The 23,185-nt window shown below is 60.0% G+C and carries 23 protein-coding genes; 9 read left to right on the forward strand and 14 right to left on the reverse strand.

Annotation, left to right across the window (positions count from 1 at the left end; genetic code table 11):
• Positions 1-227, reverse strand: a 227-nt coding sequence (locus GA0061102_RS33335; protein WP_208858692.1) for a hypothetical protein, incomplete at its 3' end; no start/stop codon positions are given.
• A gap of 353 nt (positions 228-580) precedes the next feature.
• Between GA0061102_RS33335 and GA0061102_RS22715 the strand changes: the two genes are divergently transcribed.
• The 4 genes from GA0061102_RS22715 (at position 581) to ureG (ending at position 3,428) form a co-directional block, all read left to right on the forward strand.
• Positions 581-1,441 (forward strand): GGDEF domain-containing protein, encoded by an 861-nt coding sequence (locus tag GA0061102_RS22715; RefSeq protein ID WP_092853478.1) that lies wholly within the window; start codon positions 581-583, stop codon positions 1,439-1,441.
• A gap of 78 nt (positions 1,442-1,519) precedes the next feature.
• On the forward strand, positions 1,520-2,017 hold the full coding sequence (ureE, locus tag GA0061102_RS22720) for an urease accessory protein UreE (RefSeq protein ID WP_092853635.1): 498 nt from the start codon (positions 1,520-1,522) through the stop codon (positions 2,015-2,017).
• Positions 2,018-2,038: 21 nt separating this feature from the next.
• Positions 2,039-2,710, forward strand: coding sequence for an urease accessory protein UreF (locus tag GA0061102_RS22725; RefSeq protein WP_092853480.1), 672 nt, complete (start codon positions 2,039-2,041; stop codon positions 2,708-2,710).
• A 106-nt stretch (positions 2,711-2,816) separates the two neighbouring features.
• Positions 2,817-3,428 carry an urease accessory protein UreG gene (gene ureG / locus GA0061102_RS22730; protein ID WP_092853482.1) on the forward strand — a complete coding sequence of 204 codons (612 nt, stop codon included), beginning with the start codon at positions 2,817-2,819 and terminating at the stop codon, positions 3,426-3,428.
• 38 nt (positions 3,429-3,466) lie between these two features.
• Here ureG and GA0061102_RS22735 read toward each other — a convergent pair whose 3' ends face one another.
• The 7 genes from GA0061102_RS22735 to GA0061102_RS22765 form a co-directional block, all read right to left on the reverse strand.
• Positions 3,467-6,790 (reverse strand): efflux RND transporter permease subunit, encoded by a 3,324-nt coding sequence (locus tag GA0061102_RS22735; protein WP_092853484.1) that lies wholly within the window; start codon positions 6,788-6,790, stop codon positions 3,467-3,469.
• A gap of 14 nt (positions 6,791-6,804) precedes the next feature.
• Positions 6,805-7,992: an efflux RND transporter periplasmic adaptor subunit gene (locus GA0061102_RS22740; RefSeq protein ID WP_092853486.1), complete on the reverse strand. Its 1,188-nt coding sequence runs from the start codon at positions 7,990-7,992 to the stop codon at positions 6,805-6,807.
• A 392-nt stretch (positions 7,993-8,384) separates the two neighbouring features.
• A complete protein-coding gene (locus GA0061102_RS22745; RefSeq protein WP_092853488.1) occupies positions 8,385-9,353 on the reverse strand; it encodes an ABC transporter substrate-binding protein in 969 nt (322 codons plus the stop codon).
• 57 nt (positions 9,354-9,410) lie between these two features.
• Complete coding sequence (locus tag GA0061102_RS22750; protein WP_092853490.1) at positions 9,411-10,544, reverse strand: ABC transporter permease; 1,134 nt, start codon at positions 10,542-10,544, stop codon at positions 9,411-9,413.
• On the reverse strand, positions 10,541-11,428 hold the full coding sequence (locus GA0061102_RS22755) for an ABC transporter permease (protein WP_092853492.1): 888 nt from the start codon (positions 11,426-11,428) through the stop codon (positions 10,541-10,543). Before GA0061102_RS22755 ends, GA0061102_RS22750 begins: the two co-directional genes overlap by 4 nt.
• Before the next feature lie 2 nt (positions 11,429-11,430).
• The gene (locus GA0061102_RS22760; protein ID WP_092853494.1) at positions 11,431-11,766 is read right to left on the reverse strand and encodes a hypothetical protein; all 336 of its coding nucleotides are present in this window, start codon (positions 11,764-11,766) and stop codon (positions 11,431-11,433) included.
• Between the two features lie 7 nt (positions 11,767-11,773).
• Positions 11,774-12,565, reverse strand: coding sequence for an ABC transporter ATP-binding protein (locus tag GA0061102_RS22765; RefSeq protein WP_092853496.1), 792 nt, complete (start codon positions 12,563-12,565; stop codon positions 11,774-11,776).
• A 124-nt stretch (positions 12,566-12,689) separates the two neighbouring features.
• Here GA0061102_RS22765 and GA0061102_RS22770 point away from each other — a divergent pair, with 124 nt between their 5' ends.
• A complete protein-coding gene (locus GA0061102_RS22770) occupies positions 12,690-13,103 on the forward strand; it encodes a cupin domain-containing protein (protein ID WP_092853498.1) in 414 nt (137 codons plus the stop codon).
• Positions 13,104-13,136: 33 nt separating this feature from the next.
• Here the strand turns inward: GA0061102_RS22770 and hydA are convergent, their stop codons facing one another.
• Positions 13,137-14,591 (reverse strand): dihydropyrimidinase, encoded by a 1,455-nt coding sequence (hydA, locus tag GA0061102_RS22775; protein ID WP_092853500.1) that lies wholly within the window; start codon positions 14,589-14,591, stop codon positions 13,137-13,139.
• 48 nt (positions 14,592-14,639) lie between these two features.
• Positions 14,640-15,893, reverse strand: a complete 1,254-nt coding sequence (locus tag GA0061102_RS22780; protein WP_092853502.1) for a Zn-dependent hydrolase — start codon at positions 15,891-15,893, stop codon at positions 14,640-14,642.
• Positions 15,894-16,200: 307 nt separating this feature from the next.
• Between GA0061102_RS22780 and GA0061102_RS22785 the strand changes: the two genes are divergently transcribed.
• Positions 16,201-16,845, forward strand: coding sequence for a TetR family transcriptional regulator C-terminal domain-containing protein (locus GA0061102_RS22785; protein ID WP_092853504.1), 645 nt, complete (start codon positions 16,201-16,203; stop codon positions 16,843-16,845).
• Between the two features lie 153 nt (positions 16,846-16,998).
• Here GA0061102_RS22785 and preA read toward each other — a convergent pair whose 3' ends face one another.
• Both preA and GA0061102_RS22795 read right to left on the reverse strand, forming a co-directional pair.
• Entirely contained in the window at positions 16,999-18,312 is a 1,314-nt protein-coding gene (gene preA, locus GA0061102_RS22790) for an NAD-dependent dihydropyrimidine dehydrogenase subunit PreA (protein ID WP_092853506.1), read from the reverse strand.
• A 13-nt stretch (positions 18,313-18,325) separates the two neighbouring features.
• Positions 18,326-19,684: an NAD(P)-dependent oxidoreductase gene (locus tag GA0061102_RS22795; RefSeq protein WP_092853508.1), complete on the reverse strand. Its 1,359-nt coding sequence runs from the start codon at positions 19,682-19,684 to the stop codon at positions 18,326-18,328.
• A 93-nt stretch (positions 19,685-19,777) separates the two neighbouring features.
• Between GA0061102_RS22795 and GA0061102_RS22800 the strand changes: the two genes are divergently transcribed.
• Complete coding sequence (locus tag GA0061102_RS22800) at positions 19,778-19,984, forward strand: hypothetical protein (protein WP_139115096.1); 207 nt, start codon at positions 19,778-19,780, stop codon at positions 19,982-19,984.
• Positions 19,985-20,163: 179 nt separating this feature from the next.
• On the opposite strand, the gene GA0061102_RS22805 is transcribed toward GA0061102_RS22800, so the two are convergent.
• Positions 20,164-21,114, reverse strand: a complete 951-nt coding sequence (locus tag GA0061102_RS22805; protein ID WP_208858694.1) for a sensor histidine kinase — start codon at positions 21,112-21,114, stop codon at positions 20,164-20,166.
• 228 nt (positions 21,115-21,342) lie between these two features.
• Entirely contained in the window at positions 21,343-22,137 is a 795-nt protein-coding gene (locus tag GA0061102_RS22810) for a response regulator (RefSeq protein WP_092853511.1), read from the reverse strand.
• A 265-nt stretch (positions 22,138-22,402) separates the two neighbouring features.
• On the opposite strand from GA0061102_RS22810, the gene GA0061102_RS22815 reads away from it, so the two are divergent.
• Together GA0061102_RS22815 and GA0061102_RS22820 are read left to right on the forward strand one after the other, a co-directional pair.
• The gene (locus tag GA0061102_RS22815; protein ID WP_092853513.1) at positions 22,403-22,609 is read left to right on the forward strand and encodes a NepR family anti-sigma factor; all 207 of its coding nucleotides are present in this window, start codon (positions 22,403-22,405) and stop codon (positions 22,607-22,609) included.
• 12 nt (positions 22,610-22,621) lie between these two features.
• On the forward strand, positions 22,622-23,173 hold the full coding sequence (locus GA0061102_RS22820) for an RNA polymerase sigma factor (protein ID WP_004107036.1): 552 nt from the start codon (positions 22,622-22,624) through the stop codon (positions 23,171-23,173).
• Positions 23,174-23,185: the final 12 nt, after the last annotated feature.

The raw sequence follows: 23,185 nt of genomic DNA on the forward strand, positions 1-23,185 counted from the left end.
GCCAAATACAAAGGAGAAAGGTTTAATTCCATCACGCTGCTTATTGTTGGGCGTGGCGGCCGGTCAGGGCAACCCTCGTTGTGATTCTGCGAGCCTGAAACGGCAACACGCGCCATGTGAGACAGAGGAAGGCCCGAGACGAACCACGGTCCTGCGGTATTCAACCCGCGCATCAGAGTCTGATCAACCGTCGTCTCAATGCCGCCGCGTCCTGCAATAGGCAGCATATTTGTCCCTCGTCGACGCTGAAAAAGGCGACAAGAAAAACCTATGCCCAAACTCTTGAAAACGGACATGAGAATCATAAACCCCCAGCCAAGGCCAGGGGTTTGTCAGCAATCTGAGGCCCCGGTTTCCGGGGCCCTTCTGGTTTTTTGCGGTTAAGCCAGCATTATCATAGGCTTGTGGAAGCAGATCCGCGCTTCGCCTTCCGGTTTACAGAGGAAGGAGCGCTACTGGCTATCAGAGATTGTTCACAAGTTGGGAAATGCCGGGCATTTTAATGATTCCATTAAAGACCTGGAAGCGCCTTCACCTCTATCTCACATGACTGAAACGGTGGCAGAGGAAGGTGAATCGCATGAAACAATGGATTTCGCTGCAAGCCGAAGTCGGCAATTTTCAGCAGAAGCGTGCGATTTATATTTTCGCGCTTAAGATGAGTTTTGCAGCTGTCATCATGTCGCTTGCGATCATGATCGTGATGCTTCCCGTTTTGCAATGGCTTGATCTCCTGCCATTGCCGATCATGGAGGTGATGCGCTTCGGTGTTCTCTTGGCCTGGATCATCGGCGGCACCGTTTCCGGTGTGCTGGCGATATTGGCCGGTTTCTCGATTCACAAGCTCGCCGTTTCCCGTGCCGAGTTCGAACGGTTGAGCCGCACCGATGGGCTCTCCGGCCTGCTCAATCGTCGCGCCTTTACGGAAGCATTGAAAGAGGCGGGGCATGGCGCCTCGCTGGTGATCTTTGACGTCGATCGCTTCAAGACGATCAATGATCGCTTCGGCCACGCATCCGGCGATGCCGTGATCGTTGCTGTATCGCAGATATTGGGGCGTGTCTTCACGGGTGAGGACATGATCGCCCGACTCGGCGGCGAGGAATTTGGCGCCATTATTCATGGTGGCGATATCGATGAACGCATCGCCCGCATCGAAGCTGTCAAGGAGCAGGTAGCCAATCATTCGATCGCTATCGACGGCGGCTCGGTCAAGATTACCGTCTCCGCCGGAATTGCCGACATGGGCAAGGATCGCAAGACGGAAGGCGTCTATGCCGCGGCCGACAAGGCGCTCTATCTGGCCAAGACGCTTGGCCGCAATCGCGTCGTCCACGAGCGCGAACGCCTGTCTCAGGTCTGGCGCCGCTATACCACCGAGCAGGAAGAGGAAGCCCTGCCGGCCCTCATGGAATTGCAGCGCTACGTGTATCGCATGTAGCGCCGCCGAACGGCATTGGCGCTTGCGCGGGCGGCGACTATTCTGCATGCTTCGGCAGAGCTTCAATTTGGATCCGCCATGCAACGCGTCACCTCCTACCTGCCGGCCGGCACCCCGTCTTCCAATCCGATCGATCGCGTCGTCCTGCCGCATGATCTCAGGCACTTGCGCCGCAAGCTGCTGCATCTCGAAAATGGCGAAATGGTCATGCTCGACCTGAAGGAGCCGGTGCTGTTTGCCAATGGCGATCTGCTGGTGCGCGAGGACGGCGAGTTGATCGAGATCGTTGCCGCGGACGAAAAGCTATTCGAGATCAAGCCACGCGATCGCAGGCATCTGGTCGAGCTTGCGTGGCATCTCGGCAATCGCCATCTTTCGGCGCAGATCGAGGAAGAGCGCATCCTCATCCTGCGCGATCACGTGATCCGCTCAATGCTCGAAGGGCTCGGCGCGACAGTCGCCGAGGTGAGCGAGCCTTTCCAGCCCGCGCGGGGTGCCTATCATTCCCATGGCAGCCATTCGCAAGGGCACGGCCACCAACACGATCATGGGCACGATCATCATTCGCATGATTGAGCGCAGACGGCTGACACGGCGATGACGGACGATCGCGACCTTCTGGCTTTGTTGCGGCTGATGGCCTGGCTGTCGCCGGCCTTCCCGGTGGGATCCTTTGCCTATTCGGGCGGCCTTGAACGGGCCGTTCACGATGGGCTAATTCATGACGACAGGAGCCTGCGGGACTGGATCGCGACCCTGATCCAGCACGGCGCCGCCTGGAACGATGCCGTTTTGCTGGCGGAAGGGCACCATGCGGGAGAAGATGCGCCGCGGCTCGCAGCCGTGGCGGAACTCGGCGAGGCGCTGGCGGGCTCGAAGGAGCGCCACACCGAAACCATGCTGCTTGGCGAAGCCTTCCTGTCGGCCGCCAGTGCCTGGCCGCACGAGATCTTTTCGATGCTGCCGGCAAAGGTTGCCTATCCCATTGCGGTCGGCGCCGTTGCTCGCGCGCATGATATTCCTCTCCAGAAGACGCTTGCCGCCTTCCTGCATGCCCTTGCATCGCAGATGCTGTCGGCCGGCATCCGGCTCGGCGTGACCGGGCAGAAGGATGGGGTCGCCATCCTTGCGGCCCTGGAGGATATCATTGCTGAAGTGGCGACGCGCGCGGCGAAATCCGATCTTGACGATCTCGGCGCGGCGGCAGTGCAGGCCGATATTGCGAGCCTGCGCCACGAAACCCAGAGGACGCGGCTTTTTCGTTCGTGATGCGCGGCCTGAAGAAAATTCCACTGCCGAGGTTCATCCTACGTCATTCGCCGCTGTGCGACAGGCGGATGCTTCGCTATCCTGCTATTTTACCGGAGTTGCGACTATGAAATCGAGAAATGGACCTTTGCGCGTCGGCATCGGCGGGCCCGTCGGCTCGGGCAAGACGGCGTTGACGGAAAAGCTGTGCAAGGCGATGCGCGACGATTATTCCGTCGCCGTCGTCACTAACGACATCTATACGACGGAGGATGCGGAGGCGCTGGTGCGGATGCAGGCGTTGACGTCGGATCGCATCGTCGGCGTCGAAACCGGCGGTTGCCCGCACACTGCCATCCGCGAGGATGCGACGATCAACCTGCAGGCCATCGCCGGCCTTAACGAGCGGCTCCCCGATCTCGACGTGGTCTTCATCGAATCCGGCGGCGACAATCTGGCGGCGACTTTTTCGCCGGATCTTGCCGATATCACCATCTATGTCATCTCGGTGTGCCAGGGAGAGGAAATCCCGCGCAAGGGCGGTCCCGGCATCACCAAATCGGACCTTCTCGTCATCAACAAGAAAGATCTGGCGCCTTTCGTCGAGGTAGATCTCGACGTGATGGATCGGGATGCGACGAGGATGCGTCAGGCTCGTCCCTTCGTCTTTTCCGACATGAAGCGGGGCGAGGGCGTCAGCAAGATCGTCGATTTCCTAAAGGAACAGGGCGGCCTGTGAGCCGCCCCGTCATTATTCAAGGACCCAATCAGGCTGCTCTATTCAGCCGCAAAAGGCGGTAGTCTTAGCACATTCGTACCTTTCGGCTTGGAGCTGCGCGTATCCCTGTTTTCCATGGCGTCCAGGCGCTCCTCCAAGGTGGTGAGCGACTGGCGGTTTTCATTGACAGCGGTTGCCAGGCCTTCCTTGGTCAAGACCTCATCATCCGCATCCTTCTTGCCGACCAGCCTGCCGAAGAGGAAGCCGAGCAGGCGCGATACGTCGTCCATGATCAGGAAGAAGGACGGCACGACCACCAGGCTGAGCACCGTGGAGACGATGATGCCGCCGATGACGGCGATCGCCATCGGTGCACGGAAGGAACCACCTTCGCCGACGCCGAGGGCTGACGGCAGCATGCCGGCCGACATGGCGATCGAGGTCATGATGATCGGGCGGGCACGCTTGCGGCCGGCCTCGATGACGGCGTCGAGCCTTGGCATGCCCCGGTGCATCATCTCGATGGCGAAGTCGACCAGAAGAATGGCGTTCTTCGTTACGATGCCCATCAGCATGAGAATGCCGATCATGACGGGCATGGAGAGTGCGTTGCCGGTCAGGATCAAGGCCAGCGCCACGCCGCCAATCGCCAATGGTAGCGAAAACAGAATGGTGAAGGGCTGGATCACGTCCTTGAACAGCAGGATCAGCACGGTCAGAACAAGCAGAAGGCCGAGCAGCATGGCATTGCCGAAGCTCTGCACCATTTCCTTTTGTACCTTGGTGTCGCCGCTTTCCGCCAGATGCACGGTTGCCGGGATCTTGGCGCTATTGACGATATCGAGGAAGTGCTCCGACGCCGTATCCAGCGCCACGCCCTGCGGCAGGTCGGCGCCGATGGCGACGACGCGGTAGCGGTTGTTGCGCTTGATGGAAGACAGGCCTTCGGAATATTCGATATCTGCGACGGTCGACATCGGCACGGTGGCGCCTGTCGATGTCTTGATACGCAAGGCGCGGATTGCGGCAAGATCGCGCCGCATGCCGAGCGAAGCCTGGACGCGGATCGGGATCTGGCGATCGTCGAGCGAGATCTTTGCGAGCGAAGCGTCGATATCGCCGATGGTGGCCACGCGGACCGTATCGGAAATCATCTGTGGCGTGATGCCAAGACGGGCCGCCTCATCCTTGCGCGGGTAGATCTGCAGTTCGGGACGCGGCAGCGCGCCGTCGGCGCTGACGTTTGCCAGTGCCGGATCGGTGCGCAACTCTGCTTCCAGAATGCCGACCGCCTGCCTCAGATCCTTCTCGCTGCGGGAAAGGAAATTGTAGGTCAGGTCACGATCGCCGCGGTCGTTGAGCTTGGTGATGCGCACGTCGGGGATCGAGCGCAATTTTGCGAAGACTTCCTTTTCCACCTCCCACTGCGGATGCAAGCGGCCATGCACCGTGACTTTCGGCAGGTAGGGGCCGATGACGGGCAGCGAGCCGAGGACGTCGTTGACAAGCTTCTTCGTCAGCGACTGGTCCAGCTTGCCGAGCTCCAGGGTCACCGTTGCGCGGCGCAGCTCCAGATCGCCTTTCGGCGAGGCGCCTCCGAGCACGAAGACGTTTTCAACACCGTCGATGCCCTTGACGCGGCGATAGATCTCGTTGGTCGCCTGCTCGGTATCATCGAGCCGCGCATTCGGGGGAAGCTCGGCCGACAGCACGATGCGCGAGGAGTCTTCCGGCGGGATGAAGCTGCCGGGGACGAACATGATGAGCGCGGCCACGGAGGCGATGGAGAAAGCGAATGCCGCGATCAGCGTCGGGTAGCGCGTATACCACTTCCTCGTCGTCAGCCGAACCAGCCAGCTATAGCCGCGCATAAAGCGGCCGTCATTGTCGTGATGATCGTCGACGCCGTCTTCGGCGCGCATGAGGTAGGCGGCCATCATCGGCGTGATCAGACGCGCGACAAGGAGGGAGAAAAACACCGAGAAGGCAACCGTCAGGCCGAACTGGATAAAGTACTGGCCCGGAATGCCCGGCATGAAGGAAACGGGTACGAAGACCGCGATGATTGTGAAGGTCGTCGCGATGACGGCGAGGCCGATTTCGTCCGCCGCGTCGATAGCGGCTCGGTACGGCGTCTTGCCCATCTTGATGTGGCGGGAGATGTTTTCGATTTCGACGATGGCGTCGTCGACGAGGATGCCGGTCGCGAGCGTCAGCGCGAGGAAGCTGACGAGGTTCAGCGAAAAGCCGATCTGGTTCATGATCCAGAATGTCGGGATCGCGGAAAGCGGCAGGGCGACTGCCGAGATCAGCGTCGCGCGCCAATTCCTCAGGAAGAGGAAGACGACGATAACGGCCAGAAGCGCGCCTTCGAGCAGCGTGTGCATCGCTGATTCATAGTTGCCGTAGGTGTAGTAGACCGCATCGTCGATCATCTCGATCGAGACGTTCGGGTTTTCAGCGCGTACCTTGTCGAGCGTGTCGCCGACGGTCTTGGCAACGGTCACTTCGCTGGCGCCCTTGGCGCGGAATACGCCGAAGGTAACGACAGGGGCGCTGTTGAAGCGCGAGAACGACTTCGGTTCCTGATAGGTATCCTTGATCACGCCGAGGTCGGAGAGTTTGACGAAGCGGCCGTTCGTCAGCGCGATCGTGGTGTCGGTCAGCTGCGCGACAGCGCGTGCGTCGCCGAGCACGCGGATTGCCTGCTCGCTGCCGGCAACCTGGCCGCGGCCGGAGCCGAGATCGATATTGGTGTTACGCAGCTGCTGGCTCACCGACAGCGCGGTGATGCCGTAGGCGTTCAGCTTGTTCGGATCGAGTTCGATGCGCACTTCGCGGTCGGCACCGCCATAGCGGTCGACGCGGCCGATGCCTGCCTTGCCTTGCAGAGCGCGCTTGACCGTATCGTCCACGAACCAGGACAGCTCTTCCAGGGTCATGTTGGGCGAGGAAACGGCGAAGCTCTGGATCGCCTGGCCGACCACGTCGACCTTGGAGACGATGGGCTGATCGATGGTGGACGGCAGGTTGCCGCGGATGCGGTCGATAGCATCCTTGGTGTCCTGAACGGCTTGCTGTGTCGGTATTTCCAGGCGGAAGATGACGACCGTCTGCGATTGGCCGTCGGTAACGGTCGATTGAATTTCATCGATGCCGTTGATGCCGGCAACCGCGTCTTCGACCTCCTTCGTCACCTGCATTTCGAGCTCGGCCGGCGATGCGCCGCTCTGCGTCACTGTGACGTTGACGACGGGCACGTCGATGTTCGGAAAGCGCGTGATCGGCAGGTTGAAGAAGGCATGCGCGCCCACGATCATCAGCAGGAAAAAGCCGAGGAGCGGGGCGACCGGATTTCGGATGGACCAGGCTGAGAAGTTCATCGTGCCATTCTCGCTCAGTTGGAGGCTCGCGAGGCATCACGCACGGGCGTGATGCGATCGCCGTCACGGACATAGGCGCCAGCCTTGGCGACGACATCCTCGCCGGCCTGCAGGCCGTTGAGGATCTCGATATAGGCGCCATCCTGAATGCCGGTTTCGACATTCACGAACTTGACCACGCCGTTTTCGACCTTGCGGGCGGAAGAGCCGTTTTCGTCGGTGTTGACGGCCGTCAGCGGCAGGGCGACGCCTTCTTCCTGGCGAATGATGATCTCGGCGCTGCCGTACATGCCGGCGCGGGCCTTTTCACCCTCGTCGATGGAGACGTGCACCGCGCCGAGGCGGGTGACGGAATCGACGATCGGTGCGACCAGGCGTACGGTGCCGGCGAGCTTCTCGCGGCTGCCCGAGAGAGAAATCCGCGCCTTCTGTCCGATGGCGATCTTGGTGATGTCGCTTTCGGAAACATCGACCACCAGTTCGAGCTGGCTGTTGCGGATGATGGTGAAGAGCGGATCGCCATTGCCGTTGGCGATAGCGCCGACTCGGGCGTTGCGCGAAGCAACGGTGCCGGCCACAGGGGTTTTGATGCCGGTGCGGGCGAGCTTGAGATCCGTATCGGCGATCTGGCTGTCGGTGACCTTGAGATCGGCCTCGGCAACCGCGATCGCCTGTTCGGCCGATGCTTCGCGCGCCTTGTTGGCTGCTGCCGCTGCGTTCGCCTGTTCGACGGAGGAGGTCGACATCGTGCCCTTGGCGCCCATCGCAACGGCGCGGACGCGCTGCAACTCGGCTTCCTCGGCGTTGGCGCGAGCCTCGGCGAGCTGCGCGTGCAGCTGGGCAAGGCTGGCCTCGCCCTTGGCTCGCGTTGCTTTCATCTGGCTCTTCTGCAGGACCAGCGCGTCGTCGTTGAGCGCGGCGAGGGTGCTGTTCGCCTCGACCTTATCGCCGACGTCGGCATTGAGCGTGCGGATCGAGAGGCCATCGACCTGCGGCTGGATGTAGACTTCTTCGACAGCCTTCACCGTGCCGGTCGCAACCACCTTGTCGGTCAGCTTCCGCGTGGCGGCGGTGGTGATGACGATCGCGGGCAGGTTCTGCTTCGGTTTCGCAACGACGGGCTCATCGGCCAGTGCGGCGGGCGTCAGCAGGGAAAGCAGGATTGCAGTCGTGCTTAGCAGTCTAAACGGCGTGGAGGCCATGCGTCCGGTTCCAGTTCGGCAATTGGTCAAAGGGATTTCGCTGTTTTCCGTCGCGAACACGGGGATCAATGCATGCGAGCCGGCTACTCCCGGCGGATCAACATCCGTCTGTCATGCCTGCAGATCCTCATCCTAAATTTGCTCTCTTAAATGGGAGCGGTTTTCAAATCCCGCAAGATCACGGGAAAATGATTTCGCGGGTATTTCTACCTGTCGCAACCATGCGAAGCAATCACGGCATTGTGATGTCGCAATTCAATTAGTTGATGACTGACCGCTTTTAGGCGACTGCGACGGCAAAGCCAGCTTTTTGTTGCTGCTGTTACAAAATGAAAAAAACGCGCGAGGTGGTGAACCTCGCGCGTTTCGTTATCTGTGGTCGGTATCGGAGCCTATTTCAAGGCTGCGTCCGTGATATCGTGCGTGTAGGCGCCGGTCGGCTTCTTGTTGATGATCTTCTGATCGAGCAGAGCTTCGACCGTACGGTCATAGAGCTTCATGTCGAGCTTGCCGTTGCCGATCAGCTTGGCGACTTCGCCTGCCATGCGCTTCTGGTGGCTTTCGTCCTGACCGCCATTGTCCATGACGATTCCGGCTGCTTCGTCCGGATGTGCGACGGCATATTTCCAGCCCTTCATCGACGCGCGGACGAACTTCACCATGTCGGCCTTGAACTTCGCGTCCTTCAGCTTGTCTTCCTTGACGTAGAGGCCGTCTTCCAGAAGGTCGTTGCCGAGCTTGGTATAGTTGAACACCGTCAGATCTTCCGCCTTGAAGCCGGCATCGATCGCCTGCCAGTACTCGTTATAGGTCATGACGGAGATGCAGTCGGCCTGCTTCTGGACGAGCGGCTGCACGTCGAAGCTCTGCTTCAGCACATTGACGCCATCCTTGCCGCCATCGGTCTTGAGGCCGAGCTTATGCATCCAGGCGAAGAACGGATATTCGTTGCCGTAGAACCAGACGCCGAGCGTATGCCCCTTGAAATCCTTCTCCGTCTTGATCGGCCCATCCTTCGGGCAGATCAGCTCCAGACCGGACTTCTCGAAAGGCTGGGCGATGTTGATTAGCGGCACGCCCTTTTCGCGGGCAACGAGCGCACCACCCATCCAGTCGACGATGATATCGGCGCCGCCGCCGGCGATCACCTGCTCAGGGGCGATATCCGGGCCGCCCGGCTTGATGTCGACGTCGAGGCCTTCCTCCTTGTAGAAGCCCTTGTCCTTGGCGACGAAATAGCCGGCGAACTGGCCCTGGGCCACCCATTTCAGCTGCAGCGTCACCTTGTCGGCGGCCATGGCGGCCTGGGCGGCAGCCAGGGTCATTGCACTTGCCATCAATGCGAGCATTATTTTTTTCATGTCTTCACCCTTTTTTCCCTCTGAAGTTATGCCTTGATCCCTTGAGGAGATCCCGGATTACGTCTGCCCACCACGGATAGACGGATGCCAGAACGTCACCATTCGTTCGATGATGGCGACGATACCGTAGAAGACGGAGCCTGCGATCGCGGCAATCGCGATTTCAGCCCAGACCATATCGAGGTTCAACCGGCCATTTTCGGTTGAGATGCGGAAGCCCATGCCGGACATGGGTGTGCCGAAGAATTCCGCCACGATGGCACCGATAAGGGCCAAGGTCGAGTTGATCTTCAGCGCATTGAAAATAAAAGGAGCGGCCGCCGGCAGGCGCAGTTTGAACAGTGTTTGCCAGTAGCTCGATGCGTAGGTGCGCATCAGGTCGCGTTCCATATTTCCGGCTGCAGTGAGGCCCGCCACCGTGTTCACCAGCATCGGGAAGAAGGTCATGACGACCACGACGGCGGCCTTGGATTGCCAATCGAAACCGAACCACATGACCATGATTGGCGCAACACCGATGATCGGCAGAGCGGAGACGAGATTGCCGATCGGTAACAGGCCGCGGCGCAGGAGGGCGAAGCGGTCGGCCAGGATGGCTACGACGAAGCCGCTCGCGCAGCCGATGATGTAGCCGACCAGAACCGATCGGAAGATCGTCTGTTGAACATCGATCCAAAGGGTCGAAAGAGAGTCGGCAATTCTGGCACCGATGGCGCTCGGCGGCGGCAGGAGGATGAAGGGAATACCGGTCCCACGCGTAATCGCTTCCCAGACAATAATGATCCAGACACCGAAAATGGCAGGAATGAGCAACCGCAGCGTATAACTGCCGGCGGCCGAATGCACCGGGATGATCGACAGGATCGAGACGCAGCGCCAGGCAAGCAGCCAGGTCGCGGCGAGCAGGATGAAAAACGCCGCCGTCGCATTGCCTTCGTTGCCGGATAATCCCGCGAGCAGCAGCCAAGCGGCTGCGTGCGCGGCAAAGAACAGGATTGCTGCGTTAAGGGTTGCCGACAGGCTCATGATGGAAATGGCGGCGGCGGCGCCGATGAGAATGAAAATAACAAACGTCGTTCCGCTGCTGACCGGTGCGGCGGTGTCGGCGGCAAATAGCGGTAGCACCGGAACAGCTGCAAGACAGAGAAGCAAGGCGAGGGCGGCTTGCCATGACAAGTGAAAGCTCTTCATGCCGCCCGGCCTCCCATTGCACGATCGACGATACGTGCCGCGATGCTGACGATGGCGATCAATACGGCCGCGAGGATCGAGCCGGCTACGAGCGCTGCCCATATATCGATCGTCAGGCTTTGATAGGAACCGGCGAGCAGCTTCGCTCCGATGCCGGCCACTGCGCCGGTCGGCAATTCGCCAACGATCGTTCCGGTCAGGCTCGCGGCAATCGCCACTTTCATCGAGGTGAAGAGGAATGGCACCGATGCGGGAACGCGCAGTTTCCAGAAGGTCTGGATCGCGCTGGCATTGTAGGTGCGCATCAAATCGAGATGCATGACCTCCGGCGACCGCAACCCTTTCACCATGCCGACGGCAACAGGAAAGAAGGAGAGGTAGGTCGAGACCAACGCCTTGGGAATGAGGCCGGTAACGCCGATCGAGCCCAGCACGACAATGACCATCGGCGCGATGGCGAGGATCGGTATCGTTTGCGACGCGATGATCCACGGCATCAGGCTGCGGTCGAGAGCGAGGACATGGACGATGCCAACCGCGATCAGGATACCGAGAACCGTGCCGAAGGCAAAACCGACGGCAGTGGACGACAAGGTCACCCAGGCATTGTAGACGAGGCTTCGATTGCTGGTCAGCGCGCGAAGAAAGGTATTTTCGAAGACGTTTTGCGCCACCTGATGCGGCGCGGGCAGGATCGGTTTCGGCTGGGACAGCGTCTTGCCGATGAATTCCATCGTCGTCGACGTGACGTTGGCGCGCCGGTCGAGATCGCGCTGGAACGGCGCGTTGAGGACGACGGCGAAGACATACCAGAGGACAAGAATCGCGAGGACGATGGTTCCGACCGGCAGGAACTTGTGTTTGAAGAACTGTTCTTTCTCCATCGTCATGCCTTTCCTTGTGCGGGAAGCAGCATCAGCGCCATGGCGACGATGCCAAGCCCGACGCCGCCGAGCTGCTGCAGGCTCAGGCGCTCGCCGAAAACGATGAAGGCGATGATGTTGATAACGACGAGCTGGGTGATGGCGGAGGCTGAAATCGCGAGGCCGAGGCCACCTTCGCGCATGAGCCGCACCATCATCAGATTGCCGACGCAATAGAGGACGAGCGACAGGATCAGGATCAGTATGTTGTTGTTGGCGACGTAGGCTCGTGAGGCGGTCGCTCCGCTGATGAAGATCGCCATCGCGCCGGCAAGCCAAAGGAGGAATTGCGGGTTCATGGCGATCCTATTCCTCGTAGCTGTGTCCGGCCCGCAAACCTTCGCGGACACGATGGGCGATTTCCAGGAATTCCGGCGTTTCGCGAATGCCGAGCGGCCGTTCGAGTGGCAGCGTCGATTCGATGATATCGGTAACGCGGCCTGGACGCGGCGACATGACGACGATCCTGGTGGAAAGATAGACCGCTTCCGGGATGGAGTGCGTGACGAAGCATATGGTCTTGTTCGTGCGCTTCCATAGCTTCAGCAATTGTTCGTTGAGGTGGTCGCGGACGATTTCGTCGAGAGCGCCGAAGGGCTCGTCCATCAGCAGCAGATCGGCATCAAAAGCCAGTGCGCGGGCGATCGAGGCACGTTGCTGCATGCCGCCGGAAAGCTGCCAGGGGAATTTCTTCTCGAAGCCGCTGAGATTGACGAGCTCCAGCGTTTGGGCGATGCGCTTGGCCTGTTCGCCCTTATCATAGCCCATGATCTCAAGCGGCAGGGCGATGTTCTTTTCGATGGTGCGCCAGGGATAGAGGGCGGCGGCCTGGAAGACGTAGCCGTAGGCGCGGGCCTTGCGGGCCTCCTCCGGCGACATGCCATTGACGGTGATATCGCCCGAGCTCTTCCGTTCGAGATCGGCGATGACCCGCAGGAAAGTTGTCTTGCCGCAGCCCGAAGGGCCGATGAAAGAGACGAAATCGCCCTTTTGAACATCGAGATCGACGTTGCTCAGTGCATGCACCGGCCCATCGTTCGTATCGTAGGTGAGACAGAGATTCCGCGCGGAGACGACGGAAGAAGCGGATGACGTCATTAACACCTACCAGTCCTGTTTTCGCCGCACGGTCGGGGCGGATTGCGTGTTATCCTGTTTGGCATTGCTGCAGCCTGGATTGGCGAGGGTGCCTTGCGGCTGCTGGATCCAGGGGAGCAATGCCATGCGTGTTTCATCGAAGCCCACCTGCCGTGTCGTGCAGCCCGGCGATACCTATGCCGGAAAACAGGGCCTCAACTATTTTGAAGGGATCGCCGCCGAGACAGTGGGCTCGACGGGGATCTGCATGCATCTTTTGACCATACCGCCAGGAGGTCGTGCCAAGGCGCATCTTCATGTCTCGCATGAGACGGCGATTTACGCGATTTCCGGCGAGACGCATTGCTGGTTCGGCGACGCTCTGGAAGAGCACGTCATCGTTCGTGAAGGCGAGATGTTCTATATTCCGGCCGGCGTTCCGCATCTTCCCGCCAACCTCAGCGACCGGCCAGCGACAGCCGTCATCGCCCGCACCGATCCGAACGAGCAGGAAAGCGTGGTCCTGCTGCCGGAGCTGGAGCGGCATGTGCCGCGTTAAGCGGCGGATGAGCCGAGGCGCTGGAGCCAAGCTCTATACCCCGCTGGCGGGGATGCCGCTGCGCTGAACCTTGCGCGGCGTGGTGACTTCTTTCCACGTCGAAAGCGCCCGGTTGGCTGCTGTGAAGGGGTCACGCTTGACGAATTCGCCATGGCCTTCCTTCGTCTTGATCGTGCCTTCCTCAATGGCGACGACGCCGCGCGTCAGTGTGTAGCGCGGCAGGCCGGTTACTTCCTTGCCCTCGAAGACGTTGTAGTCGATCGACGATTGTTGCGTCTTGGCCGCGATGGTCTTCGAACGTTTCGGATCCCAAACGACGAGATCGGCATCGGCGCCGACGAGGATCGCCCCCTTCTTCGGATAGACGTTGAGGATCTTTGCGATGTTGGTGGACGTGACGGCGACGAATTCGTTCATCGTCAGGCGACCGGTGTTGACGCCGTAGGTCCAGAGCATTGGCATTCGATCTTCGAGACCGCCGGTGCCGTTCGGGATCTTGGTGAAGTCGTTGAGGCCGAAACGCTTCTGCTCGGTCGTAAATGCGCAGTGGTCGGTCGCGACCACTTGCAGCGAACCCGAGGCAAGACCGGCCCAGAGGCTGTCCTGATGCTGCTTGTTGCGGAACGGCGGCGACATGACGCGACGGGCGGCATGATCCCAATCCGGGTTTGCATATTCGCTTTCGTCAAGCGTCAGGTGCTGGATCAGCGGCTCGCCATAGACGCGCATGCCCTTCTGGCGCGCGCGGCGGATGGCTTCATGCGCCTGTTCGCAGGAGGTATGGACGATGTAGACCGGTGAGCCCGCCATGTCGGCGATCATGATGGCGCGGTTCGTCGCCTCGCCCTCGACCTCTGCCGGGCGGGAATAGGCATGCGCTTCCGGCCCGTTATTGCCTGCGGCCAGCAGCTTTGCCTGCATCTGCGCGACCACGTCGCCGTTTTCTGCATGGACGAGCGGCAATGCGCCGAGCTCGGCGCAGCGTTGGAAGGAGGAGAACATCTCGTCGTCATCCACCATCAGCGCGCCCTTGTAGGCCATGAAGTGCTTGAAGGTGTTGATGCCCTTGTCGCGGACGACGGCTTCCATCTCGTTGAAGACCTGTTCGCCCCACCAGGTGATGGCCATATGGAAGGAATAGTCGCAATTCGCGCGAGTGGACTTGTTGTCCCACATGGTCAGCGCTTCGAGCAGCGATTGGCCGGGCGAGGGCAGGGCGAAATCCACCACCATCGTCGTGCCGCCGGCAAGGGCTGCGCGCGTGCCGCTCTCGAAATCGTCGGAGGAATAGGTGCCCATGAACGGCATTTCGAGATGCGTATGCGGGTCGATGCCGCCGGGCATGACGTAGCAGCCGGAAGCATCCAGCACCTCGTTGCCTGAGAGATTCTGCCCGATTTCGACGATCTTGCCACCTTCGATCTTGACGTCCGCCTTATAGGTCAGGTCGGCCGTGACGATGGTTCCACCCTTGATGACTGTGCTCATGGCGCATGCTCCAGATGTGTGAAGTACCGATGTTGGGAATCGTGGCGGTCACGCCACGATCTCCGCCGTCTCGACGACTGCGTGAAACAGCACATCTGCGCCGGCGGCGGCCCATTCCTTGGAGATTTCTTCGGCCTCGTTGTGCGACAGGCCGTCGACGCAGGGGCACATGACCATCGTGGCGGGGGCGACCTTGGCGGCCCAGCAGGCATCGTGGCCTGCGCCGGAGATGATGTTCATGTGGCTGTAGCCGAGCTTCTCGGCCGCGTTACGCACGGATGTAACGAGCTTCGGATCGAAGGTCACCGGTTCGAAATGGCCGATGGCTTCGACGGAGCAGCCGACGCCGAGGGCGTCGCAGATGACAGGTGCTTCGGCCTCGATCTTGGCGCGCATGCGATCAAGCTTCGCTTTGTCGGGCGAGCGGATGTCGACCGTGAAGACCACCTTGCCGGGCAGCACGTTGCGCGAGTTCGGCGAGAAGAGGACCTGGCCGACGCCGCCAACGGCGCCCGGCTGGTTTTCCATCGCCACGCTCTGCACCATTTCGACGATCCGGGACATGGCAAGGCCGGCATTGACGCGCATCGCCATCGGCGTCGAGCCGGTATGCGCTTCCTTGCCGGTCAGCGTGAATTCCAGCCACCAAAGGCCCTGACAGTGCGTGACCACACCGATGGCCTTGTTCTCTGCTTCGAGGATCGGACCCTGCTCGATGTGATATTCGAAATAGGCGTGCATCTTGCGGGCGCCGACCTCTTCATCGCCGAGCCAGCCGATGCGCTTCAGCTCGTCGCCGTAGGTCTTGCCTTCCGGATCCTTGCGGCCATAGGCATAATCAAGCGTATGCATGCCGGCAAACACGCCCGAGGCCAGCATGGCCGGTGCGAAGCGCGCGCCTTCCTCGTTGGCCCAGTTGGTGACCGCGATCGGATGCTTGGTCTTGATGCCGAGGTCGTTCATCGTGCGGACGACTTCGAGGGCTGCAAGCACACCGAGGACGCCGTCATATTTGCCGCCGGTCGGTTGGGTGTCGAGATGCGAACCGACATAGACGGGCAGTGCGTTCGGGTCTGTGCCGGCGCGGGTTGCGAACATCGTGCCCATCTTGTCGACGCCAACGGTCATGCCGGCCTTGTCGCACCAGCTCTTGAAAAGGCTGCGTCCCTCGGCGTCGGCATCGGTCAGCGTCTGACGATTATTGCCGCCGGCAACGCCGGGGCCGATCTTCGCCATGTCCATCAGCGTATCCCAAAGGCGATCGCCATTGATACGCATGTTTTCTCCTGGCGCAGCCACCATGATGCAATCCTCACCTGTTTGTCCTGGGGCATGCAAGGTGCATGCCCGATTGTTCCCGTTGGTCTTATTTCAGATTCCAGAGCGTCGTCTTGTTTTTCTTGCCCGGAAAATCGCCAGTTGCCTTTAAGAAACATCTGACAGATAATTTGACCGATTGGTAAACATTACAACTTCCGTGGCGCGGCTCAAGACGAAAAGCACGAAAATTTCCGATAAAATTTCAGGCGATTGCCTAAATTAGACGCACTGACAGGGTGAATGAGAGCTCGGCCGAAAGGCTCGGATTTCAAGGAGAAACAGAGCACACATGGCCATCCCGAGAGCCGCCAAGACGCAGCGCCGCACCCGAATCCAGGAAGAGAAAGAGGAAATTATACTCGAGGCGGCGCTGGATGTGTTTTCCGTGAATGGTTTTCGCGGCACTACCATCGATCAGATCGCCGAAGTAGCCGGCATGTCGAAGCCGAATCTTCTCTATTATTTCCGCACCAAGGAAGCGATGCATCGAGCACTGATCGATCGTGTCCTGTTTACCTGGCTGGAGCCGCTGCGCGCCTTCGATGCCAACGGCAATCCCGAAAGCGAAATCCGCTCCTATATTCGCCGGAAGCTCGAAATGGCGCGCGATTTCCCGCGCGAAAGCCGGCTTTTCGCCAATGAAATGCTGCAGGGCGCGCCGCATGTCGAGGACGAGCTGCGCGGACCGCTGAAAGCCCTTGTCGACGAGAAGGCCGAAGTCATCCGCGCCTGGGCAACCGCCGGCAAGATCACCAAATGCGACCCCTATCACCTGATCTTTTCGATTTGGTCGACCACGCAGCATTATGCCGACTTCGACGTGCAGGTGCGTGCGGTCCTGGGGCAGGAGCATGCGGGCGAGGGGCGATTCGAGGATGCCGCCCGCTATCTGGAGCAGCTTTTCGTCGACGGACTTCGCATTCGCCACAACTGAAAGCGGCGCAATCTGCAGGAGGATCGCGCCGCACATGGAAGTGAGCGAGCTCAGCTCCGCTCTTTTGTGATCAACGCTAATGGCGGCGACGAAGAAGGCGGCCGCAGCAAGCTGCGGCCGTCCCTGTAGTACTCGCGCGGGTATTCGCCGCTGTCATTCCGCCGCCTGGCGCGCCATCGGATTATTCGGATGGGTCGTCCAGTTGGCGTAGTTCGGGTCGACTATCTTGCCGGTGCGCTTGTCGAGCGAACCTGCCGGCAGTTCTTCCATCGTGATGCAGTTCTCGACGGGACAGACGCTGACGCAGAGGTTGCAGCCGACGCATTCCTCGTCCATCACCTCGAAATGTCTGGCGCCATCGACCATGTTGGTGATTGCCTGATGCGAGGTGTCCTCACAGGCAATGTAGCAACGGCCGCACTTGATGCAGGCGTCCTGGTCGATCTTGGCCTTGGCGATGTAGTTGAGGTTGAGATACTGCCAGTCCGAGACGTTCGGCACGGCGCGGGCGATGATGTCGTCCAGGCTGCGATGACCCTTCTCGTCCATCCAGTCGGAAAGGCCCGATATCATCTCCTCGACGATCTTGAAGCCGTAGGTCATTGCCGCGGTGCAGACCTGCACGTTACCGGCGCCAAGAGCGAGGAATTCCGCCGCATCGCGCCAGGTGGTAATGCCGCCGATGCCGGAGATCGGCAGACCGTAAGTTTCGGGATCGCGGGCGATCTCGGCCACCATGTTGAGTGCGATCGGCTTGACCGCCGGGCCGCAATAGCCGCCGTGGCTGCCCTTGCCGCCGACAGTTGGGTTCGGTGCGAAACTGTCGAGATCGACGGAGACGATCGAGTTGATGGTGTTGATCAGCGACACGGCGTCAGTGCCGCCGGCCTTGGCGGCGCGGGCCGGCTTCCGGATGTCGGTGATGTTGGGCGTCAGCTTCGTGATGACGGGCATGCGGGTGTACTGCTTGCACCAGCGCACGACCATCTCGATATATTCCGGAACCTGTCCGACCGCAGCACCCATGCCGCGTTCGGACATGCCGTGCGGACAGCCGAAGTTGAGCTCGATGCCGTCGGCTCCGGTCTCTTCGACCAGCGGCAGGATGGCCTTCCAGGCCTGTTCCTCACAAGGCACCATGATCGAGGCGATCAGAGCGCGATCCGGCCAATTCATCTTCACCTGCTTCATTTCGCGCAGGTTGGTGTAGAGGTCGCGGTCGGTGATCAACTCGATATTGTTGAGGCCGAGCAGGCGGCGGTCGGCTCCCCAGATTGCGCCATAGCGCGGGCCGTTGACGTTGACGACCGGCGGGCCTTCTTCGCCGAGCGTCTTCCAGACGACGCCACCCCAGCCAGCCTTGAAGGCGCGCTCGACGTTGTAAGCCTTGTCGGTCGGCGGCGCGGAGGCGAGCCAGAACGGGTTCGGGGACTTGATACCGATGAAGTTATTGCGGAGATCAGCCATGTCGGTTCTCCTTTCAGGCGACTGCAGCGGCCGACTTGTCGGCAGCGAGCGCATGGTTGATGGATTCGGCCGCGTCGCGACCCTGTGCTACGGCCGAGACCGTCAGGTCATCGCCGCCGAGCACGCAGTCGCCGCCGGCCCATACGCCTTCGATCGAGGTCCGGCCTTCGCCATCGATGGCGATGCGGCCGGATTCCATGCGCAGGGCGCCGAGGCCTGAAGCTTCGAACGTCTGGCCGATGGCTTTGAAGATCTGGTCGGCGGCAATGACGCCAACATCGCCGGTGGCGGTGAGTTTGCCGTCGCGCAGTTCGGTATATTCGACCTCGATGCCGGCGACCTTGCCGTCCTTGTCTAGGATGCGCTTCGGGGCTAGCCAGTGGCGGATGATGACACCCTTGGAGGTGGCCAGATCCTGTTCAAATTCCGAGGCGTTCATATGCTCTTTGCCGCGGCGATAGCAGATCGTCACTTCTTCGGCGCCGAGCAGCTTGGCTTGCACGGCCGCGTCGATCGCGGTCATGCCGCCGCCGAGGACGACGACGCGGCGGCCGATGGCGATATCGGCCTTGCTACCGGCCTGACGCAGCTCGGCGATATAGGCAACGGCGTCGGCGACGCCATCGAGATCCTCGCCTTCGGCGCGTAGCGCATTGACGCCGGCAAGGCCGAGGCCGAGGAAGACGGCATCATACTGCTGGGAGAGGTCGGAGAGGCTGAAATCGCGGCCGAGCGCCTGGCCGTTCTTCACCTCGATGCCGCCGATAGCGAGCACATAATCGACTTCTTTCTGCGCGAAGTCGTCGACCGTCTTATAGGTAGCGATGCCGTATTCGTTCAGGCCGCCGGCCTTTTCGCGAGCGTCGAAGATGGTGACGTCATGACCCTTCACGGCGAGACGGTGCGCGCAGGCAAGCCCGGCCGGGCCGGCGCCGATGACGGCGATTTTTTTGCCAGTGGATTCGGCACGGGAATAGAACTGCTTGTTTTCGGCCATTGCCGCATCGGTCGCATAGCGCTGCAGGCGGCCAATCTCGACCGGGCGCTCTTCGGCAGTGTTGCGCACGCAAGCCTGCTCGCAGAGCTGTTCGGTGGGACAGACGCGGGCGCACATGCCGCCGAGGATGTTCTGATCGAAGATCGTCTTGGCCGAGCCGATCGGGTTGCCCGTCGAGATCTGGCGAATGAACATCGGAATGTCGATGGAGGTGGGACAGGCCGTCATGCACGGCGCGTCGTAGCAGAAATAGCATCGGTCGGATGCGACCAGCGCCTCGTGTTTGTTGAGGCGCGGGTGAAGATCGGAAAAGTTTGCATCATATTCGGCGGGCGTGAGCCTGCCTTTATGAATCCCAGTTTCCAGTCGTCCCATTGAAGTTCCCTCTTATAGTAAACGGCTAGTACAGGAACGGTAACTCAGCTTAAAAAATTTATCAAACGGTAAAATTTTGAAGCGCAGATTTGCTTGAAGGGACGTTTGAGCCAAGCGGATCGGCAGCTTCCTGGGATCGCGATCTCCTTCCAACTATCTGTTTTTATGCGCTTAAATTCGCGTTTTCCTTTCGGACGGCGCGAGACCAAAGAGGCTGCAGCACTCGATAAAGGAAGCGCAGTCGGCATCGAAACGGCGAGCAATCTCGCGCCGCTGCAAATGCATGTGAAGAAAAAATGAAATTTTCCGACATTGGATGGAACCAAGAACCGGCAACATCGTTAACCAGCTGTCGCGATGATGATGCATCCCCCTGATGCATGCCCAATAGCGTCATCCGACATCTACTCACGGTCCCCTCCCGATGAGTGTAAAGCAGCCAGTGCGCCGCCCTCGCACTGGCTGCCTTCTATTCCCCGTCAACGACGTCTGAGAATCTCGTATTCGGTCTCGGGAATGGTGAGGCGATAGCCGATGCTGCCATCGCCCATGGCGAAGTCAGCACGGCCGTTCATCGAGGTCGGCACGACGCGCTCGAGCACGGTGCGGCTGAAGCTGTTGTCCTCGAACTCATGGTTGCCGGGCGTATAGAAGCGCTCGGACCACGCCACCTCGATCGCCTTCCTGCCGTCGAGCTCGGCTTCCTTGCAATTCAGCGTGATGCTGGTCGCTCCCACCGAGATGGCGCCGTGCGAGGCGGAGTTGACGATCAGCTCGTGCAGCGCAAGCCCCAAATGCACCGCGGCATTGGGCGTCAGATGGGCATTGATGCCATAGATCGGCATAGGCACGCCGGCATCGGGCCAATAGGGGGCGAACTGCTTCTCCGCGAGTTCGAACAGATAGGCGCCGCGCCAGCTGGAGTCGGTGATGAGATCCTGCGAATTCGACAGGGATTGCAGCCGGCCGCGGAACTTGATCAGGAAATTGTCGACCGAAAGCGTATGGCGCGCCGTTTGTGTCGCGATGCCTTGAATGATCGCCAGCAGATTCTTGGAGCGATGCGACAGCTCGCGCAGCAGCGACTTCAGAACCTTTTCGCGATGGCGGCTTTCGGTGATTTCGGAGATGACGGACAATACGCCTTGCGGCTTGCGGCCGCCAATACGCTCCATTTTCAGCTCGTAGACGCGTATGCCATCGCCGCTTGGAATTTCGACTTCGGCGGTCGCCGGCTTGCCGCTTTCGAGCACACCCCGCTTCAGGCGCAGGAGGTGCTCGCCATCCTTCTCGCCGAACAGATGCAGATCGTTGCCGCCAACCACGAGGGATGGCCGCAGATGATCCGGCAGATTGTCGGCATGACGAATCGCAAGCGTCTGATCCTGAAACAGGATAGACACGCTGGCACTCGCAAGCGCGCGCTCCATCAGAGCGGCTTTGCCTTCCAAACTCAAAGGCGCGCCGGGTAATGGTTCAGACGTATTCACCGGCTTGCCTTTCACTCAAACTTCGAGAGCCCCGCCGACAGGGCATCTCCACTCGTAAGAACTTGAACCGACCTATAAAATCACCCGGCATAACGGGCGGTAAACCGGTCGTCTTCAACAGCAACGACCGGCTGCAATCTTTGTTCCGTTGCAGGGTTTTCACTTCAATCAGGCAGCTACTCTTGTGGTTTCATTAAAGAAGAGGGCCTGACTGATCAGGGCCTTCACCATGTCCGGATTGAACGGTTTGGTCACGAGGAAGGTTGGTTCAGGCCGCTCGCCCGTCAACAGCCGCTCCGGGAAGGCGGTGATGAAGATGACCGGAATGCTGGCTGTCTTCAGGATATCGTTGACGGCGTCGATGCCCGAGCTGCCGTCGGCAAGCTGGATGTCGGCAAGCACCATTTTCGGCTTCGTGGCGTTGAACAGCGCAACCGCTTCCGCATGCGTGCGGGCAATCCCGGTGACGCGATGTCCGAGGCTTTCCACCATCTGCTCGATATCCATCGCAATCAGCGGTTCATCCTCGATGATCATGATTTCGGTTGCCACCTGCCGCGAAATTTCCTGCGACGCGGTGTCTAGCAGGTGCATGGCGTCGCTTTCGGAGATGTCGAGAATGTCCGCAATCTCGGCGAGGCGGAAACTTTCCACGGAGGCGAGCAGAAACGCCTGACGAGCACGCGGAGAAACCTTGGACAGGTTGACCGAGGCGCGCTGTTCCCAGGCAAAGGGTGAGGCCGGCTCGGGAATCTGAAGTGTTACGGAACCGAACAGCTTGGTGAACAGTTTATAGAGCGCGACTCGGTCGCTGTCCGTGTCGGGGAAGATCGAAACGTCGGCGATGATGGCTTCCAAAACCGCAGCAACATAGGCGTCTCCTGACGTCTGCGTTCCGGTCAAAGCACGAGAGTAGCGCCGCAAATACGGAAGATGCGGCGCGATGCGTGTGGAAAGTGTCATCAATGGCTCCCGCCCTTTATAAAATTCTAAATAAAATACAGCGTGAGAGCTGCAGTGACTAACAAACGTCAGTTCAGTAAAAAAGTTCCTCTTTGCCGGAACTTTTTTTATGCAGTCGCATTACAATGCTTACAGTCAGTTGGCTTCATCCTTTACGATTCGTAAGGAAACAGCTTTGGGCGAAGTTGACTGGTCTCCCGGGCGGGAAAGCAGTGATATAAAACCCACCCATGAATGCGAGACAATTGAAGAGCGAGCAGGGTAAATGACCATCCAAAATTCCGAGGACGCAGATAAGAAGGTATCGGACCTGAGCGCAATGGATATCCTCGATCCCAACAATCAGATCGGCAACAGACTGCGTTCCTTCTATTCCGCCGTGCAGGATGAAGCTATTCCGGATCGCTTTCTTGATCTTCTCGAGAAGCTGGATCATGCTGAGAGCCTGGCTTCCGCAAAGGTCTCCGAATAGGAGGTGGGCGCGATGGAAACCCAAACGAGCTTCAAGCGCGAGCTTCTCGCAGCCCTTCCGAGCCTCCGTGCCTTCGCCATTTCACTGACCGGCCGTCACGATCGGGCTGATGATCTTGTGCAGGACACGATCATGAAGGCCTGGGCGAAGCAGGACCATTTCGAGATGGGCACCAATATGAAAGCCTGGCTCTTCACCATTCTGCGCAACGAGCTTTACAGCCAGATGCGCAAGAGCGGCCGCGAGGTGCAGGACAGCGATGGCGTCTTCACGGAGTCGATGGCGACGCATCCCTCGCAATACGGCGCCGTCGATCTGCAAGATTTCCGCAAGGCGCTGGATCAGCTGCCGCCGGATCAGCGTGAAGCCATCATCCTGGTCGGTGCTTCCGGATTTTCCTATGAGGAAGCGGCGGAGATTTGCGGCTGTGCGGTCGGCACCATCAAGAGCCGCGTCAACCGCGCGCGCCAGCGGCTGCAGGAGTTACTCGATATCTCCGGCGAAGCGGATTTCGGCCCCGATGCCACGTCGGCGCCACTGACCTCAAAGGCATTCGCCTTCTGACAAACAAGCCCG

It is taken from the genome of Martinezella miluonensis (assembly GCF_900094545.1).
GTDB lineage: Bacteria > Pseudomonadota > Alphaproteobacteria > Rhizobiales > Rhizobiaceae > Rhizobium > Rhizobium miluonense.

Coding starts and splice junctions, on each gene's coding strand:
- GA0061102_RS22815 (WP_092853513.1), top strand. CDS start 22,403: ATGACCATCCAAAATTCCGAGGACGCAGATAAGAAGGTATCGGACCTG.
- GA0061102_RS22785 (WP_092853504.1), top strand. CDS start 16,201: ATGGCCATCCCGAGAGCCGCCAAGACGCAGCGCCGCACCCGAATCCAG.
- GA0061102_RS22760 (WP_092853494.1), bottom strand. CDS start 11,766: ATGAACCCGCAATTCCTCCTTTGGCTTGCCGGCGCGATGGCGATCTTC.
- GA0061102_RS22795 (WP_092853508.1), bottom strand. CDS start 19,684: ATGGGACGACTGGAAACTGGGATTCATAAAGGCAGGCTCACGCCCGCC.
- GA0061102_RS22750 (WP_092853490.1), bottom strand. CDS start 10,544: ATGAAGAGCTTTCACTTGTCATGGCAAGCCGCCCTCGCCTTGCTTCTC.
- GA0061102_RS22805 (WP_208858694.1), bottom strand. CDS start 21,114: ATGGAGCGCGCGCTTGCGAGTGCCAGCGTGTCTATCCTGTTTCAGGAT.
- GA0061102_RS22820 (WP_004107036.1), top strand. CDS start 22,622: ATGGAAACCCAAACGAGCTTCAAGCGCGAGCTTCTCGCAGCCCTTCCG.
- GA0061102_RS22745 (WP_092853488.1), bottom strand. CDS start 9,353: ATGAAAAAAATAATGCTCGCATTGATGGCAAGTGCAATGACCCTGGCT.
- GA0061102_RS22715 (WP_092853478.1), top strand. CDS start 581: ATGAAACAATGGATTTCGCTGCAAGCCGAAGTCGGCAATTTTCAGCAG.
- GA0061102_RS22735 (WP_092853484.1), bottom strand. CDS start 6,790: ATGAACTTCTCAGCCTGGTCCATCCGAAATCCGGTCGCCCCGCTCCTC.
- GA0061102_RS22770 (WP_092853498.1), top strand. CDS start 12,690: ATGCGTGTTTCATCGAAGCCCACCTGCCGTGTCGTGCAGCCCGGCGAT.
- preA (WP_092853506.1), bottom strand. CDS start 18,312: ATGGCTGATCTCCGCAATAACTTCATCGGTATCAAGTCCCCGAACCCG.
- GA0061102_RS22765 (WP_092853496.1), bottom strand. CDS start 12,565: ATGACGTCATCCGCTTCTTCCGTCGTCTCCGCGCGGAATCTCTGTCTC.
- GA0061102_RS22755 (WP_092853492.1), bottom strand. CDS start 11,428: ATGGAGAAAGAACAGTTCTTCAAACACAAGTTCCTGCCGGTCGGAACC.
- ureG (WP_092853482.1), top strand. CDS start 2,817: ATGAAATCGAGAAATGGACCTTTGCGCGTCGGCATCGGCGGGCCCGTC.
- ureE (WP_092853635.1), top strand. CDS start 1,520: ATGCAACGCGTCACCTCCTACCTGCCGGCCGGCACCCCGTCTTCCAAT.
- GA0061102_RS22780 (WP_092853502.1), bottom strand. CDS start 15,893: ATGGTGGCTGCGCCAGGAGAAAACATGCGTATCAATGGCGATCGCCTT.
- GA0061102_RS22740 (WP_092853486.1), bottom strand. CDS start 7,992: ATGGCCTCCACGCCGTTTAGACTGCTAAGCACGACTGCAATCCTGCTT.
- GA0061102_RS22725 (WP_092853480.1), top strand. CDS start 2,039: ATGACGGACGATCGCGACCTTCTGGCTTTGTTGCGGCTGATGGCCTGG.
- hydA (WP_092853500.1), bottom strand. CDS start 14,591: ATGAGCACAGTCATCAAGGGTGGAACCATCGTCACGGCCGACCTGACC.
- GA0061102_RS22810 (WP_092853511.1), bottom strand. CDS start 22,137: ATGACACTTTCCACACGCATCGCGCCGCATCTTCCGTATTTGCGGCGC.